This window comes from Sphingobacterium sp. UBA865, from assembly GCF_002295765.1.
Lineage (GTDB): Bacteria > Bacteroidota > Bacteroidia > Sphingobacteriales > Sphingobacteriaceae > Sphingobacterium > Sphingobacterium multivorum.
The window spans coordinates 1-16,195 of record NZ_DBGB01000039.1; the positions used below are offsets into that span (position 1 = coordinate 1).

The 16,195-nt window shown below is 41.9% G+C and carries 14 protein-coding genes; 4 read left to right on the forward strand and 10 right to left on the reverse strand.

From position 1 onward, the window contains the following. Positions 1-48 precede the first annotated feature (48 nt). The 8 genes from B2O97_RS20950 to B2O97_RS20985 all read right to left on the reverse strand — a co-directional run bounded on the left by B2O97_RS20950 (position 49) and on the right by B2O97_RS20985 (position 8,013). On the reverse strand, positions 49-639 hold the full coding sequence (locus B2O97_RS20950; protein ID WP_112376352.1) for a hypothetical protein: 591 nt from the start codon (positions 637-639) through the stop codon (positions 49-51). Positions 640-644: 5 nt separating this feature from the next. Next, entirely contained in the window at positions 645-1,388 is a 744-nt protein-coding gene (locus B2O97_RS20955; RefSeq protein WP_115049607.1) for a hypothetical protein, read from the reverse strand. Positions 1,389-1,738: 350 nt separating this feature from the next. Then, positions 1,739-2,002: a 50S ribosomal protein L27 gene (gene rpmA, locus B2O97_RS20960; RefSeq protein WP_046672918.1), complete on the reverse strand. Its 264-nt coding sequence runs from the start codon at positions 2,000-2,002 to the stop codon at positions 1,739-1,741. 44 nt (positions 2,003-2,046) lie between these two features. Beyond that, a complete protein-coding gene (gene rplU, locus B2O97_RS20965; protein ID WP_028068281.1) occupies positions 2,047-2,358 on the reverse strand; it encodes a 50S ribosomal protein L21 in 312 nt (103 codons plus the stop codon). Between the two features lie 159 nt (positions 2,359-2,517). Next, the gene (locus B2O97_RS20970; RefSeq protein WP_159332955.1) at positions 2,518-4,560 is read right to left on the reverse strand and encodes a M13 family metallopeptidase; all 2,043 of its coding nucleotides are present in this window, start codon (positions 4,558-4,560) and stop codon (positions 2,518-2,520) included. A gap of 30 nt (positions 4,561-4,590) precedes the next feature. Further along, on the reverse strand, positions 4,591-6,099 hold the full coding sequence (locus B2O97_RS20975; RefSeq protein ID WP_046672920.1) for a bifunctional GNAT family N-acetyltransferase/carbon-nitrogen hydrolase family protein: 1,509 nt from the start codon (positions 6,097-6,099) through the stop codon (positions 4,591-4,593). Between the two features lie 417 nt (positions 6,100-6,516). After that, positions 6,517-6,858: a DUF3467 domain-containing protein gene (locus B2O97_RS20980; RefSeq protein ID WP_046672455.1), complete on the reverse strand. Its 342-nt coding sequence runs from the start codon at positions 6,856-6,858 to the stop codon at positions 6,517-6,519. A gap of 36 nt (positions 6,859-6,894) precedes the next feature. Continuing rightward, positions 6,895-8,013 (reverse strand): M42 family metallopeptidase, encoded by a 1,119-nt coding sequence (locus B2O97_RS20985; protein WP_070561144.1) that lies wholly within the window; start codon positions 8,011-8,013, stop codon positions 6,895-6,897. A 272-nt stretch (positions 8,014-8,285) separates the two neighbouring features. Here B2O97_RS20985 and lgt point away from each other — a divergent pair, with 272 nt between their 5' ends. The 4 genes from lgt to B2O97_RS21005 all read left to right on the forward strand — a co-directional run bounded on the left by lgt (position 8,286) and on the right by B2O97_RS21005 (position 11,851). After that, the gene (gene lgt / locus B2O97_RS20990; RefSeq protein ID WP_159332956.1) at positions 8,286-9,101 is read left to right on the forward strand and encodes a prolipoprotein diacylglyceryl transferase; all 816 of its coding nucleotides are present in this window, start codon (positions 8,286-8,288) and stop codon (positions 9,099-9,101) included. Positions 9,102-9,253: 152 nt separating this feature from the next. Continuing rightward, a complete protein-coding gene (gene trpB / locus B2O97_RS20995) occupies positions 9,254-10,444 on the forward strand; it encodes a tryptophan synthase subunit beta (protein ID WP_236560212.1) in 1,191 nt (396 codons plus the stop codon). A gap of 94 nt (positions 10,445-10,538) precedes the next feature. Next, complete coding sequence (locus B2O97_RS21000) at positions 10,539-11,081, forward strand: L,D-transpeptidase family protein (RefSeq protein WP_070561146.1); 543 nt, start codon at positions 10,539-10,541, stop codon at positions 11,079-11,081. A 203-nt stretch (positions 11,082-11,284) separates the two neighbouring features. Beyond that, positions 11,285-11,851, forward strand: coding sequence for an AraC family transcriptional regulator (locus B2O97_RS21005; RefSeq protein ID WP_070561147.1), 567 nt, complete (start codon positions 11,285-11,287; stop codon positions 11,849-11,851). A 190-nt stretch (positions 11,852-12,041) separates the two neighbouring features. Here the strand turns inward: B2O97_RS21005 and B2O97_RS21010 are convergent, their stop codons facing one another. Together B2O97_RS21010 and glmS are read right to left on the reverse strand one after the other, a co-directional pair. Next, positions 12,042-14,222: a DUF4954 family protein gene (locus tag B2O97_RS21010; RefSeq protein ID WP_286768080.1), complete on the reverse strand. Its 2,181-nt coding sequence runs from the start codon at positions 14,220-14,222 to the stop codon at positions 12,042-12,044. An 8-nt stretch (positions 14,223-14,230) separates the two neighbouring features. Continuing rightward, positions 14,231-16,072, reverse strand: a complete 1,842-nt coding sequence (gene glmS / locus B2O97_RS21015) for a glutamine--fructose-6-phosphate transaminase (isomerizing) (RefSeq protein WP_112376348.1) — start codon at positions 16,070-16,072, stop codon at positions 14,231-14,233. Positions 16,073-16,195: the final 123 nt, after the last annotated feature.

Here is a 16,195-nt window from a genome sequence, read left to right on the forward strand (position 1 = left end):
AATAAATTTGAGACAGCTTCATAATATCTTATCACAGTATGCCCCTGTCTAAAGCAGAATCTTACGACTTACCGCTTTATCGATGGTAATATATCCCGGGTAGAATACCGACTGCCCTGCGATATTGATAGAAGGTTTCACTTTTAACGTAAATATTCCCTTTTTATTCTCATCGCTTGACATTAAAAAATCCTGCAGGTCCGAATTCTTTAATAAATCATAGATATTGGTCGCTATACGCACATTGGCCACAGTAGATTCTCCGGGCTCTATTTGTAATGATTGATTGACAATCCCTTCCACAAGCTGCTGTCCACCATAAAGAATGATATACTGAAACTTATTAATGGATGCCTTTTTGAGCGTCGGGTTGTCTATTTTAAGCCGGATAACTGCATTCAATGGAATATCTTTCCGCAAATAGGCCAACGCCAGGCTCGGCGCTGCTCCCAGGTCGATTTGATTATTCTTGATCAGTCGTTGCAATGATGTACCGGCCAACCGTATACTATCTACCGATTCCACATCGAACTTACATTTCGCCAAATTCTCGATCTGTGCCTTTTGTCGATTCACGCCGCAGCCGGAGATAAACAAACCCAGCAGAACCAAACATCCAAATAAAATTTTCTTGCTCATAATCCCTATTTTCCTCCAAATTTATATAAAACTCCCAGTGTAAACAATGGGTACCCTGCTTTTAAATAGGTATTACTTTTAAAACCAAATACCATACCGTTCGTATATTGCAGCTTCCATCCTTTCCCTAAGCCCATCCTTGTATAAAATACAGGTTCAATAAGCATATTGTCTTCTTTCTCTGCCGGAAGACCATCAATAGCGAAATTCTTCATCCGCATATTGCTCAACCGAATGATGGTACCGTAATCGATATCGTGCCGGTTGCCAAACAACTTTAGGGCATCCTTTTTCTCCGATGAAAAGTTTACCTGCACAAACACCTTTTCAAAATCCATATCCTTCGTTTCCACAATAGCTTGTCCCATCGTCGACGAACGCTTATCAACCACACTGGTATTGCCTAGCCCATACCCCCCGTAAACCTCAAACACACGATTGTTTTTCCGACCAAAACGTGTATAATAGCCAATCCCCGCTTCGCCCATCTTTTGCGCATAGTCTTTGATATTGGATTTATTATCCACATAGGAACCATTGGCGATGACAGCTACATGATCGGTTACGGCTACCCCCAGGTTGGCCGATACATTAGCCTTTGTATTGATATTACCGGAAACATATACCTCGCCAGCTTCTGTAAACATCGGCGCTGAAGGCACATTAGGCATGTAAATCGAACTACAGGAATAAAATGAACAGGCAAATAACCCCGCACACAAACCATATCCAAACTTGTTGTATTTCATATGTAAGTATTTATTCAATCGTGCTTGCATCCAATGGTATTCCGGAATGTTTCGCCTATTGTCTTAAAAACACCTATCCTTTATAAAAATTGTACCAAAGCTTTACATTTAACAGAAAATAACAATTTAAATAAAACCAAAACCTTAACGCACTCATTACCAACTCCGATAAATTGGCGGGGCAGCAACGCTGCGGGCCAACGATATTGCCAACAGTGGCTCTGTGCAACGAAAGTGCAGCAAGTAGCATCCGATTTCGTTCCTATTGCCCAAGGGTAGATCCATGGGAGAACAGACAAACAAAAAAAGGCATCAATTTCTTGATGCCTTTCCAATATTGTTGCAAAACCTTACGCTTGTTCTGTAGGAACTACAGATACATAAGATTTATTGTTAGCTTTTTTACGGAAAACTACTTTACCGTCTACTAAAGCGAACAATGTGTGGTCTTTACCAATACCAACGTTTGTGTCAGGATTGTGTTGTGTACCGCGTTGGCGTACGATGATGTTACCAGCGATTGCTTGTTGACCACCGAAGATTTTGATACCTAAACGCTTGCTATGTGACTCACGGCCGTTCTTAGAACTACCCGCACCTTTTTTGTGTGCCATTTCTTTATCTTAATTTAAGACTATTTGTCTGATTAAAAATTCAATTATAACGTAATACCAGTGATCTGGATTTTAGAAAATTGTTGACGGTGACCGTTTTTCTTTTTGTAGCCTTTACGACGTTTTTTCTTGAAAACGATAACTTTATCGCCTTTTAAATGAGACAAAATTTTAGCCGAAACTTTTGCACCAGCAACGCTAGGTGTACCAATGGTAAATTTACCACCGTCTTCTGCTAACAATACATTGTCAAATTCAATACTAGCGCCTTCATCTCCTTGTAAACGGTGTACAAAAAGGAACTGGTCTTTTGCAACCTTAAATTGCTGTCCTGCTATATTTACTATTGCGTACATTGTTAATTAATTAAATGTGTTATTAAATGAAGGGCAAAAGTAATCAGTTTTTATCATAATTCAAAGACAAATTTACTTTTTCGTTTCCATTTAAACGTTATCAGTTGAACAACATGACCTTAATCCGTATTAGGCAATGCTGTTCACGCCTGTTTCCGCTTACCAAACCAAAATTCTTTTCTCCGGTGCCACATACATTTTTGCTGTAGGCTGTACATTAAATGCTTTATAGAAAGCCTCCATATTGTATACGGGACCATTTACCCGAAATTGTTCGGGGCTATGTGGATCAACTTTTAAACGTAGCCGCATGCGCTCATCGCTGCTCTTTACGCGCCACACTTGCGCAAAACTCAGGAAGAAACGTTGATCTGGAGTAAAACCATCAATCTTGTCCTGCCCCTGCCCTTGTTTGGTTAATTTAAAGGCATCATAGGCAATATTTAAACCGCCGATATCCGCCAGGTTTTCACCTAAAGTAAGCTCACCGTTTACATGTTGATTGTCCAACAGTGTAAAACCACCATATAACTTCGCTACCTGATTAGCGCGTTCCGTAAACTGTTTCGCATCCACGGCAGTCCACCAATCGTTCAAGTTGCCGTCTTTATCATATTGGCGCCCCTGATCATCAAAACCATGAGTCATCTCGTGTCCGATAACGGCACCGATAGCGCCATAATTGATTGCATCGTCCGCGTTGGCATCAAAGAAGGGGAACTGCAAGATGCCGGCCGGAAATACAATCTCATTATACGGTGGATTGTAATAGGCATTCACCGTAGGTGTTGTCATCAGCCATTCTGCCTTGTCAACCGGTTTACCGATTTTACCCACCATTTCTTTATAAGCATGCTTTGCAGCAGACTGCAAGTTGGCATAGTAGGTATCTTTGGCTACCTCCACGTCACTATAATCTTTCCACTTCTCCGGGTAGCCGATTTTTTTGGTGAAGGCTTCCAATTTTTCAATCGCTTTCTTTTTGGTTTCAGGCGTCATCCAGTCCAATTTCTCAATGCGGTTCTTGTAGACTTTCTGCAAATTGTCGACCAATTCGAGCATTCGTTTTTTTGCTTCGGGCTTGAAGTATTCATCCACATACAACTTACCCACAATCTCGCCAAGATTCTCGTCCGCCGAACTCACCATCAGCTTCCACCGCTCTTTCTCCTGCTTCTGACCATTCAGGGTTTTCCCGAATAATTCAAACTTGGCCTCCCGGAAACCTTTGCTCAGTGCCGCCGCAGAAGCATTCGCTAAATCTGCTTTTAGCTTTGTTTTCCAGCTATCTAAGGACTGCGACTTCAACAAATTATTTAAAGCAAGGTAAAATTTTGGCTGCTGTACCAAAATCGTGTCGGTCTTCACATCCAAGCGTCGCAGAATATCTTTCCAGTTGAGGTTTGGCGTTTGCTTCTGAAATTCCTGTACCGCAAATTTGTGGTAGTTTTTAATGGGATCCCGCAATTCTACAGGTGTGGCATGCGATTTGGCAATTTCTGTTTCCAGGCTTAGCACTTCCTCAGCCGACTTTTGGGCATTTGCCCCTTCACCGATCAGTCCGAATAACTTGACCAGATACGCGACATAGGCCTCCCGGATCTTCTTCGCTTTCTCATCCTGATCTAAATAATAACTTGCTTCAGGCAGGTTGAGTCCCCCCTGAAAAAATTGCAATGCATTCTTAGTGCTGATCCGGTCATCCGCGGCGACATAAAAGGTAAAAAGATCACCATCGCCCTCCTTAAATCCATCTGCAGCATACGCAATCAATTCATCAATACTTTTCAATCCATTGATTTTTTGAATGGCCCCTTCGATCGGTTTCGCACCCAATTTATCGATCGTCACCGTATCCATACCACTCGCATAGAAATCGCCAGCCTTTTGCTGATCTGAACCTTTTTTGTTGTCGGACTTTGCGGCCCCTTCCAAAATAGATTTCAGGTTTGCCAGATTTTCGTCGGCGAGCACATAAAAGGAGCCCCATCCTGTTTCCGATGCCGGGATCTGCGTATTTTTCATCCAGCTTCCATTCGCATATTGGAAGAAATTATCTCCTGGATTCACCGTCGTATCCATACCTGAGACATCAAAAAAATTTGTGCGGACCTCCTGAGCAGTATCGCTTTTCTTATTTGACTGACATGACATCATCATTAAGACCATGGATAGCGTCCCCCATTTGACTTTTTGTATCATATTTTAAGAGATTAAAAGCGTATTTAAATTTTACTTCAAAAGTTTCACTTCGTACAGATCCTTCCGCCTATCCTTCTTCACTTTAACAGTACCATACTCATGTAGGTCGCGCAGCGCATACAGATCAACGTCGGCAATAAGCACCATCTCCGCATTCGGTGTCGCCTCGGCTTTGATGGCATTATTGGGAAAAGCAAAGTCTGAAGGAGTAAAAACGGCGGACTGCGAATATTGTATATCCATATTATTCACACGCGGCAAATTACCCACAGAGCCAGCAATAGCCACATAACATTCATTTTCTATCGCCCTGGCCTGCGCGCAGGTACGCACCCGGATGTACCCGTTTTGGGTATCCGTCATAAAGGGCACAAATAGAATCTGCATGCCCTGATCGGCCAAAATACGGCTCAGTTCAGGAAACTCGACATCGTAACAGATCAACAGCCCTACTTTACCACAATCGGTGTCAAATACTTTCACTTCACTACCACCCACCATACCATAGTATTTAAATTCATTTGGCGTGATATGAATTTTTTTAAACTCATCCAGCTTACCGTTGCGATGACAGAGGTAGGAAACATTGTAGAGTTTTTTGTTTTCCATCAATGGCATGGAACCCGCAATGATATTAACGTTGTAGGATACAGCAAACTGTTGAATGCGGTCGATAATCTCGGAGGTATGCTGCGCAAGCCTTTCCATCGCCAGGCGCTCGGGAAGATCGTTATAAGGGCTCATGAGCGGCGTATTGAAAAATTCCGGAAACATGATAAAATCTGTTCCATAATCACTCACGGTATCCACAAAAAACTCGATCTGATCATAAAATGCCTCCAGATTATCAAACAAGCGCATCTGCCATTGCACCAGCCCCAAACGGATCGTCTGCTTGGTGGTCGAAATGGACCGTGTCTCTGACTCATAATAAATATTATTCCATTCCAACAGGGTAGCAAACTCCATCGATTCAGCATCTTCAGGCAGATAATGCTTGAGTATTTTTTTGACATGAAAATCATTTGAAAGCTGAAAGGTCAGCGTCGGATCATAGATCTCCTTGCGTTTGACTTTCTCGATGTAAACCCGCGGACTCATTTTATCCGCATAGTTATGGTAATTGGGAATACGGCCCCCGGCAACAATACATTTGAGGTTCATCTGTTCACACAGCTCCTTACGCGCATCATAGAGACGCCGGCCGAGACGTAACGCCCGATGTGCCGGATGAACAAACACTTCTATCCCGTAAAGGGTGTCTCCATCATCACTATGCTTGGTAAACTTACCGTCATCGATAATCTCATAATAGCTATCGTAAATATTATTCTTTTTTGAATTCAGGATAATGGACAAGGCACAGGCAACGACATGTCCATCAATCTCCACACATAATTGCCCTTCGGGAAATATATCAATCAAATCCTGAATATTTTCCTTTGACCAGGTCTCACCTGCACCATCATAAGCCTGTTCCATCGATCGTTTCAAATCAACATAATCCTTCTTTGTCAAGTTCCGCACTTGAATATCCATATAAATCTCCTTTTTGAATTAGTTATCTAAATTTAGTAAAAGTAAATGCCAAGTCCAAAACTAACAATAGCCCACAGGCGAATATCAGATGGCATCCAACTTTATATTTTAGACAGTGCTTACTCAGTGATTGTTCAGTGCTCGTTCAGTGCTTGCTCAGTGTAGACTGAATATGCACTGACTTATTACTGTCTAAACATTGATTAAGAAATATTAATAGGCACTACCTGATATGCAGATGTTTCAATTTTAATTAGATCTTGATGATCTTATCCCTTAACAGGTAGTTAGGGCAATCGTTTTTTTCGTACATGAACCCAATTGGAGCATCGGAAAGACTTTGCTGAAATCAAGGACATAAAAAAAGCGCCAATGTTCAATTGGCGCTTTTGATATCTCAATGATAGCTGCAATCAACTATGCTTGACCTTGTGGCGTTCCAAAAGGGAATGCAACTGTAGGATCACCACCTTGTTGAGGTTGTTCAGCAACACCTAAGTCCATTTTAATTGGGCCATTTAATGCTTCGAAACGGTTCACGTTATCAACCAATGCACCTAACAAGCGTTTTGCATGCTCTGGAGTCAAAACGATTCTTGATTTCACTTTTGCTTTTGGCACTCCTGGCATCACACGGATAAAGTCAACCACAAATTCAGTATTAGAGTGAGTGATAATCGCAAGATTTGAGTAGGTTCCTTCTGCTACTTCTTCTGTCAACTCGATGCTCAATTCGTTTTGATTTTGGTTATTTTCCATAATAATTCTAATGATAAGTTAATATATTCTTAAATTCTACTTTGTAAATGTTCTAAAATCTTGTCCGTTCTCAATATTCAATAATGTTTCGTAGATCAACCGGATCACGTTATCCACATCTTCCTTGTGCACCATCTCCACTGTTGTGTGCATATAACGGAGTGGTAAAGAAATCAACGCAGACGGTACACCACCATTGCTATAGGCAAATGCATCCGTATCAGTTCCTGTAAAACGAGAAGAAGCCTGACGCTGGAAAGGAATATTATTCTTCTCAGCAACTTTAACCAACAGTTTATTCAGATTAATCTGAACCGCTGGAGCGTAGGACAATACCGGACCTTTCCCTGAAAATAGATCGCCCTGCGTGATCTTATTGATCATCGGAGTTTGCGTATCATGTGTCACATCAGTTACGATGGCGACATTCGGTTTGATACGATCTGCAATCATTTCGGCACCGCGTAAACCAATCTCTTCTTGCACCGAATTTACGATATATAATCCAAATGGCAATTTCTTTTTATTCTCTTTTAGCAAACGAGCAACCTCAGCGATCATAAAACCACCGGCACGATTGTCCATAGCCCGCCCAACATAATAACGGTCGTTAAGGATAGAGAATGTATCTTCGTATGTAATGACACAACCGACATGTATTCCCAAGGCTTCAACCTCTTCTTTGGTACTACAGCCACAGTCCAAAAAGATATTTTTCAGCGAAGGATTTTCTTCTTTCTCTCCCGAACGCGTATGAATTGCCGGCCAGCCGAATACAGCTTTGACAATGCCCTTTTCCGTATGAATATTCACGCGCTTAGACGGCGCAATCTGGTGATCTGAACCACCGTTACGTATTACATAGATCAGTCCGTCTTTGGTAATGTAATTGACAAACCAAGAAATCTCATCCGCATGAGCCTCTATAACGACCTTATACTCCGCTTTTGGATTGATTACCCCTACAGCTGTACCGTAGTTGTCAACGAATGTATCATCAACATAAGGCTTCAAATAATCCAACCACAGGCGCTGTCCTTCCCACTCAAATCCTGTAGGAGAAGCATTATTGATATATTTCTCAAAAAATGAAAGCGAATCTTTCGTCACAACCGCGTCGTGCTTCGGCTCTTTTTTCTTGTTTTTTTCTGCCATCTTTTCCTTTTCTATTTACTTTCGTCAAAATATGAAAATTTCAATGAAATGCAAAAGTAAAAATGTTTTTTGAAATATTGTTTGCGCAATTTATTTTAGGTTATACGCTCCTCTTTAAGTAAAAAGGATCCGCAAAAGACAATATTTTGTTCACGATGAATGAATTAGATCCGCAGCCCAATGATATTCTGCTTAAAAACAAATTGTAGGAATAAAAAAATGAGATTAAAGCTTATCTTTACTTCAAAGTAATTTAAAAAGCTATAAAATTTATGAATTCAATATTAAGTGCAATACATTGGAATATTGACCCCGAAATGTTCAACTTTGGCGCTTTTGCCCTTCGCTATTATGCCTTATGCTGGTTGTTAGCGTTTTTTGTTTCATACGTAATGATGTTACGTATATTCAAAAAGGAAGGCCGCACACAAGAACAGTTGGATCAGCTTTCAATTTATATTTTTCTGGGCACTTTGATCGGAGCACGATTAGGACACTGCCTATTTTACGATTTTGACTATTACAAAGATCATATACTTGAAATCTTTCTGCCATTCAAATGGGATAAAACAGGATTTCATATCACTGGTTTTGCAGGTTTGGCTTCTCACGGTGGCGCCATTGGAATTATCCTCGCACTCTATTTATTCTGCAGAAAAACAAAAACTGATTTTCTGTGGTTAGCGGACCGATTGGTCGTTGTAGTCCCTATTGCCGGTGCACTTATCCGTATCGGAAATTTCTTCAATTCCGAAATTATTGGCACACCTACAGATCTACCCTGGGCTATCGTGTTCGAACGTGTAGACAATGTACCACGCCACCCAGGGCAGCTTTATGAAGCAATCGCCTATATTTTGATCTTCATTATCATTGGCTCCCTATTCAAATCAAATCCCAATCGCCAAAAAGGCCAATTATTTGGCATATTCATGGTCCTATTATTTGGTGCACGCATGGTCTTGGAACATTTTAAAATTGACCAAGAACCTTTCGAGCAAAGTATGGCTTTAAATATGGGCCAATTACTGAGTATACCTTTTATTCTGGTAGGCTTCTACTTTATCTTCCGGAAAACCAAAGCTTAAAACAGGAGACATTGTTTTTGTTTGCTAATACAAGATTTTACAGGCATCTTTTCTACAAAAGATGCCTTGTTTTTTTTCTATACCTGCAAAGATTACTATATTAGGCTTCAATAAACAATATATCTTTTTACAACAAGAAACTTAAGCCTAAAATGAGTCTAACACAAGCTGCATCTGTCGAAGCAAATGAGAAGATGCTTCAATACAATGGTCAATATGGAGAATTTGGCGGATCTTACATCCCACCAGTATTGGAAGAGCAATTGAATAAACTGGCTGCTTTTTTCGATAGTCATGTCCAAAAAGAAGAATTCCAGAAAGAGTTTATTGCGATCTTAAAACATTATGTCGGTCGCCCCTCACCTTTATATTACGCGAAGAATTTAAGCGAACACGTAGGTTCCAAAATCTATTTGAAGCGGGAAGATTTAAACCATACAGGTTCCCACAAGATAAACAACTGTATCGGTCAAATTCTTTTGGCTAAACAAATGGGAGCTACAGAGATCATTGCCGAAACTGGCGCCGGTCAACATGGTGTTGCAACAGCAACAGCAGCAGCATTGTTAAACATCCCCTGTAAAGTATTTATGGGCGAAATCGATGCTGCGCGGCAGGCCCTGAACGTCAAACGCATGGAATTGTTGGGTGCCGAGGTTGTAACGACCAACTTAGGTAGCCGTACATTGAAGGATGCCGTAGACGCGGCCTTGATGTATTACGTCGAAAATCCCACATCCTATTATCTGCTGGGATCGCATGTTGGCCCACATCCCTATCCAAAAATGGTCGGCTATTTTCAAAGCGTTATCGGTAAAGAAGCACGCCAGCAGATCCTTGATCAGGAAGGGCGCCTTCCCGACAGCATCTTTGCCTGTGTGGGTGGCGGGTCAAATGCGATTGGCTTATTTTCGGGTTTTCTCGATGATCATGCCGTCGAAATTCATGGTGGTGAAGGTGGTGGCACCGGGACTTATCCAAAAACAGCAGCGACACTTTCTTTTGGTAAACCAACTGTATTCCAGGGGACATTTTCATACTGTCTGGTCGATGATGAAGGTAATCCGATCCCCTCAACCTCGGTATCTGCAGGCCTTGATTACCCGGGGATATCGCCGCAACATGCCCAGCTAAAAGATAGCAATCGTGCAAACTATCATCCCGTGACTGACACCGAGGCGATTGATGCCTACAAGTTGCTTTCCCGACTGGAAGGTATTATTCCGGCCATTGAATCGTCTCATGCTGTTGCCCTTGCGGTGAAATTGCTCAAAGACAAAAACCAAGTCGCTATTGTGAACCTTTCGGGACGTGGCGACAAGGATGTTGACCGCGAATTCTAGACGGTAACATCAAAATACATGAGTAGACCGAGTGCCGAGCCCTAGGTTATGCACTCGGTCTAAACATTTTATCCATTAGCTAACGATCGCCAAGATGAAACGACCTAGAAAACGTCGAATAGTTTTAAAAACAGTCATCAGCCTCCTCGTCTTACTTTGCCTGGGCCTGATAGGTTATAATCTTTATCCCGAACCAACGTTGGATCGGCATGCGAAAGTGGACAAACTGATTGTCTATAAATCTAAAAGGACACTATTGGCCTATAGCAAGGGAAAGCTCCTAAAATCATACCGTATTTCACTAGGCGGTCAACCTGTGGGCGACAAAGAATTTGAAGGTGATTTAAAAACACCCGAGGGTCTTTATACGATCAACGATAAAAATCCATATAGCGACTATCACAAAAACCTAGGTGTCTCCTATCCGAATGAACAAGATATCGCCCATGCCAAAAGTTTAGGAAAAGATGCCGGTGGCGACATCAAGATCCACGGACTCCGAAACGGACTAGGCTTTATTGGTAAACTGCAACGCCACATGGACTGGACTTTCGGTTGTATGGCACTTACAAACTCGGAGATTGACGAGCTTTTTGACGCTGTTCCAATAGGCACAACTATTGAAATAAAGCCCTAGCGGAAATAAAGCCTTGACTGAAATAAACGCTTAGCATCCGTTCCTTGACACTCATCTGTAGGCGATCTAACCCTTCCGTCCTATTTTTTCCCACAGCCTATTTTCAAAATACTACAAGATAAACCCTAAATATTACAACCCCATGTCTAATAAATTAGCGATTTTTGAGTTTACATGAGTAACTTGTATTTAAAATAATTCTTATGAAACTTGCAATAAAGAATATGGTATGCAATAGGTGCATAATGGTTGTTGAAAATGAACTGGCGAAGCTCAATCTCCATGTTAAGCATATTTCTTTGGGCCAGGTGGAAATTGAAGAAGAACTGACCAAAGCGGAGAGCAAGCAACTTGCTGAAAATTTTTCGGAACTTGGGTTTGAACTTATTGACGATAAAAGAACCGTCATCATCGAACAGGTAAAACATGTGGTGTTGGATCTCATCCGTAATCAACATAACGACACCAGCCTTAATCTTTCCGAAATCATCAGCAAGAAAGTGCACCATGATTACAACTACATCTCCAATCTATTTTCGGATGTTGAAGGGATCACCATCGAAAAATACTTCATCGGCCAGAAAATTGAATATGTCAAAGAGCTATTGGTTTACGATGAACTGACATTAAGTGAGATTGCCTATAAACTCAATTACTCCAGTGTTGCCTATTTAAGTAATCAATTCAAAAAAGTAACCGGATTGACGCCAAGCCACTTTAAACAGATCAAAGACAATAAACGTAAGCCGCTCGATAAAATCAACGAGTAAAGGCGTGGAACGACAAAAGCAAGCTTCATAGCAGCCTCGGCCGCCAGGATTAGAAAACAGACAAAAAACAGAAGCAACTGGTCAAAGAAAAGAAGCAGCAGGCCAAAGAAGAGCAGGTCAAAAAAGCAACTGGTCAACAAAAAGAACAGCAGGTCAAAAAAGAAAAGGCTTCCGAGCGGAAGCCTTTCTTTTAAAATTGCCCTTTCAAATTAGCAACCCTTATCTTGAATATCTCTAATTCTTTTTGTTGTTGATTGATAAAAGAATTGTCCTCCAGTTTTCCGACCACAATATCACGTTCTTCATCATTGGCATAGACCATGTTTTTGAACTGATTTTTGTAGTCTTTGGCCCGGGATTTATAAATCTGTTCACCAATCCAGATCCGGTGCCCAAGCGCCTGATCCAACAAAGATACAATTTTATCTGTTGATAAAACCATACCTTCCAAATTTAAGACTTCGATTAAAGACAAGAGTGCATGTTCACGTTTATCTAGGGGGTAATCTTTACTTTTATCATGATAGAATTCATGAATATCATCCCACGAATCTATCTTTTTTGATTTGATATCATCTAAGAAAGTGTGCAGGGCATTGCTTTCGATCAGCTGTCCACCGATATTCTCCCAGTTCGTACGCGATCGGCCCGTTAAGGAGGCCATAATACCCTGCAGTGACATACCTTCCTCGAGGGCATCCATCAGGTGCAGTACACCATAATACTTAATAAACGAACGATATAAGTGATAAGCCTCGCCAACCTTCTGAATAACAGTCGGTCTGCGTGAATTTTCGGCCCCTTGCAACACGATGGTCTTATCTTTTAGGTCCATGTTGTTGGCAAGCAGTGCCCGACCGGCAACAATACGTTCGCGCTCATCCTTCCCTGCTGCAGTGTGAAGGCTGTCTGCAACGGCCAAGGCCAGCATATCCATCCCTTCAAACATTTCATTCACCGTATCCGGTGCCAACATATCGTATTCAAAATATTGATTTTTGAAATGTCGATTGTCCCGCGCCGCATACTTATTCGCATTTCGTACCAATGCGTACATATTGTACATAAACCAATACCCCGGAATCAGGACCAGTTGATCATGTTGTACGTCATTGCTTACTAAGGTGAAAGGTAGCTTAATATCCAGTTCATGCAGAAAATCCCCTTTTACAATCAGGCAATACGATGCAAATCTGGAGTTGTGTTTTAGACTGACACAGAGTCCGGGCCAAAAACCACGTCCCGCGATAATTTCACCATCCGCAGCTCTGGAGTTGTGATTCGATCCTACAGTTGCTCCAGCAGCCATATTGCTTTGGCCCATCACCAATGCCGCACATAAAAACGAGTTGTTATGGTGCTGTTCATGGGCTGGAAAAATCAGGGAATTTAATACTTCACAACAGGAAATTGTCGAGTTGTCACCCAAATAAGAGTTGATCAAGCGCGCACCATATTTCAATTGCGAATAGGAAGCCAAGATAAAACGTACGGCTTTAACGCCATAAAATATACGACAGCCATAGCCAATAATTCCATTAACAAGCTCACAGCCTTCACCGATCTGCGTATACGATTCCTGCGAGGAATTGACGGTTACATTTTTCAGCTTGCTGACCCCTTTGATATAAACATCAGTCCCGATCTTGACATTCTTGATCGTTAACGTATTTTTGATGACACAACGGTCGCCAATTTGGCTGTAATAGCCGCGTTGACTTCCAAATTTTTGATCCGTCAGTTCTCCAAATCGCTGCTGTAAAGCATGATCATGCCGATTGCGGGTCCAAAGGTATACATCTGCAGCCTGCATGCCATCAAATGGGTAAACCGAGCGGGCACCATTTTCGTTGCAGAGCTCCAGCTCGATCCGTTTCTCCGACTCTTCACCGTCACGGAGGATGCCATTACCAAACTTGGCTGTACTACCGGTCTCCATTTCCTTGATCTGGCTCAACAGCACTTCATTGCCAACAATAAAGTAGGACAAGTAGCCCACATAATGAACAGCAACATCGTCACCAAAGTCCGAGCTGATGATCGTCGAATGGTACAGGCCAATGGGCAGCTGCAAATTGCGGTAATCCAGGTAACTCGGACTCAAATTGCCGATACGGACCAGACCATAGAACTTACAGTGCTGCACCTGATTCGGATCGAAGACTGCCGATACTTTGACCTTGGTCCAGTCGCTTGACCAGTTACCGTTATGAATCAACTGTTGAATCTCCGTTTCCGTCAGATCGCGGTAGTCATTACGCGGGTTTTGCTGAAAGCGCAGGGTATATTCATCTTGTCCTGCTGGAATAAATTCATCTGTGATAAATCCATAGCCCAGCTGTTCCAAAGGTTTTTTCTTCAATACACTCATAGGCCTCCTTACTCTACAGTTACCGACTTCGCCAGGTTACGTGGTTTGTCCACATCCAATCCGAGTTCTACACCAATATAATACGATAGCAGTTGCAATGGTACAACCGAAATCAATGGCGCAATAATCTCATCTGCCTCCGGAATTTCCATAAAATCATCCGATAGATTTTCAGAAACGGTATCGCCCTTGGTAACCACCGATATGATCTTTCCCTTACGTGCTTTGATCTCCTGAATATTTGAAACAATCTTCTCGTGATAAGCATCTTTTGTAGCGATAAAAACAACAGGCAAGTTCTCATCAACCAATGCGATCGGTCCATGTTTCATCTCTGCTGCAGGGTAACCTTCGGCATGGATATAGGAAATTTCCTTGAGTTTAAGCGCACCTTCCAGGGCAACCGGGAAATTATATCCCCTACCCAAGAAAAGAAAGTCGCGGGCATCTTTGTACTTTTTGGCAATGGTTTTAATTTTATCAACCTGCGTATCCAAAATCCACTCCACCTTTTCAGGCACTTCATTTAATTCCTTTGCGAGTTTTTGATAACGCTCTTCACTGATGGAGCCTCTTAAAGAAGCAATCTTTAAGGCAATCAGGTTCAATACAGTCAACTGTGCTGTAAATGCTTTCGTACTTGCTACGCCGATTTCTGGTCCAGCATGGGTATAGGCACCTGCATCCGAAAGTCGGGCGATAGAAGATCCAACAACATTGACCACACCCAATATAATAGCACCCTGTTTTTTTGCATTTTCCAACGCAACTAATGTATCAGCCGTTTCACCACTTTGGGAAATCGCCAGGATCACATCTCCCGGATGAATAACCGGATTACGGTAGCGGAATTCCGACGCATATTCAACTTCTACATTTATGCGGCACAATTCCTCAATAACATATTCTGCAATAAGCCCGGCATGCCAGCTGGTACCGCAGGCAACAATTACAATGCGATTGGTGTTGCTGATCTCACTGGCAAATTTTTCAATGCCGCTCAGTGTAATCTGATGGGATTGCAGATCCAAACGTCCACGCATCGAGTCAAAGATCGTTTGCGGTTGCTCAAAGATCTCTTTCAACATAAAGTGATCAAAGCCCCCTTTTTCAATAGCTGACAGTTCCAGATCCAATTTTTGGACATAAGGTGTGATGCGCTCATTACCCAGATTTTTAAGGATCAGCTCCTCTGGTGTGATAATGGCCAGTTCATAGTCATTGATGTAAACAACTTCTTTGGTATACGCTAACATCGGGGAAGCATCTGAACCCAAAAAATGCTCATTTTTACCGATACCAATTACCAAAGGACTTCCCTTACGTGCTGCAATAATACGATCCGGATGACCTGCTTCCAATACGAGGATTACATAGGCCCCGACGACCCGTTTCAAAGCAATACGGATCGCTTCTTCTAACGAGCATTCATTCTGCGATTGGATTTCTTCGATAAAGTTGACCAGAACCTCTGTATCAGTATCACTTTTAAACGTATAACCTTTATTTATTAATTCTGATTTTAAGGAAGCATAGTTTTCAATGATGCCATTATGAATCATCGCGATGCGTCCGCTATTGGAATAATGCGGATGTGCATTCCGATCAGAAGGTTCACCATGGGTAGCCCAACGGGTGTGGCCTATCCCTGTGGTCGACTGTAGATCTTTTCCGTACACAAACTCTTCCAAGTTTGCGACTTTACCTGTTTTTTTGTAAACATCGATCTGCTCACCTTTATGCAATGCCACTCCAGCACTGTCATAACCACGGTATTCTAACTTTTGTAATCCGTCAATGACGATACCATACGCCTGACGATAACCTGTGTATCCTACAATTCCACACATGTATGTCTCAATTTTAAGTGTATATTTTGTTAATGCGCCGCAATGTAATAAAAAATATTTACGCAATCGATTGATTAACCTAAAATTAACACAAAAAAGGCGGCTAATGTTTTATTAGCCGCC

What these genes read in the sequence shown, in the direction of transcription:
- B2O97_RS20975 (WP_046672920.1), bottom strand. Translation starts at nt 6,099, where the DNA reads ATGGATATTCAAGTGCGGAACTTGACAAAGAAGGATTATGTTGATTTG.
- B2O97_RS20955 (WP_115049607.1), bottom strand. Translation starts at nt 1,388, where the DNA reads ATGAAATACAACAAGTTTGGATATGGTTTGTGTGCGGGGTTATTTGCC.
- B2O97_RS20985 (WP_070561144.1), bottom strand. Translation starts at nt 8,013, where the DNA reads ATGGCAGAAAAAAACAAGAAAAAAGAGCCGAAGCACGACGCGGTTGTG.
- B2O97_RS21010 (WP_286768080.1), bottom strand. Translation starts at nt 14,222, where the DNA reads ATGAGTGTATTGAAGAAAAAACCTTTGGAACAGCTGGGCTATGGATTT.
- glmS (WP_112376348.1), bottom strand. Translation starts at nt 16,072, where the DNA reads ATGTGTGGAATTGTAGGATACACAGGTTATCGTCAGGCGTATGGTATC.
- rplU (WP_028068281.1), bottom strand. Translation starts at nt 2,358, where the DNA reads ATGTACGCAATAGTAAATATAGCAGGACAGCAATTTAAGGTTGCAAAA.
- lgt (WP_159332956.1), top strand. Translation starts at nt 8,286, where the DNA reads ATGAATTCAATATTAAGTGCAATACATTGGAATATTGACCCCGAAATG.
- B2O97_RS21005 (WP_070561147.1), top strand. Translation starts at nt 11,285, where the DNA reads ATGAAACTTGCAATAAAGAATATGGTATGCAATAGGTGCATAATGGTT.
- B2O97_RS20980 (WP_046672455.1), bottom strand. Translation starts at nt 6,858, where the DNA reads ATGGAAAATAACCAAAATCAAAACGAATTGAGCATCGAGTTGACAGAA.
- rpmA (WP_046672918.1), bottom strand. Translation starts at nt 2,002, where the DNA reads ATGGCACACAAAAAAGGTGCGGGTAGTTCTAAGAACGGCCGTGAGTCA.
- B2O97_RS21000 (WP_070561146.1), top strand. Translation starts at nt 10,539, where the DNA reads ATGAAACGACCTAGAAAACGTCGAATAGTTTTAAAAACAGTCATCAGC.
- trpB (WP_236560212.1), top strand. Translation starts at nt 9,254, where the DNA reads ATGAGTCTAACACAAGCTGCATCTGTCGAAGCAAATGAGAAGATGCTT.
- B2O97_RS20950 (WP_112376352.1), bottom strand. Translation starts at nt 639, where the DNA reads ATGAGCAAGAAAATTTTATTTGGATGTTTGGTTCTGCTGGGTTTGTTT.
- B2O97_RS20970 (WP_159332955.1), bottom strand. Translation starts at nt 4,560, where the DNA reads ATGATACAAAAAGTCAAATGGGGGACGCTATCCATGGTCTTAATGATG.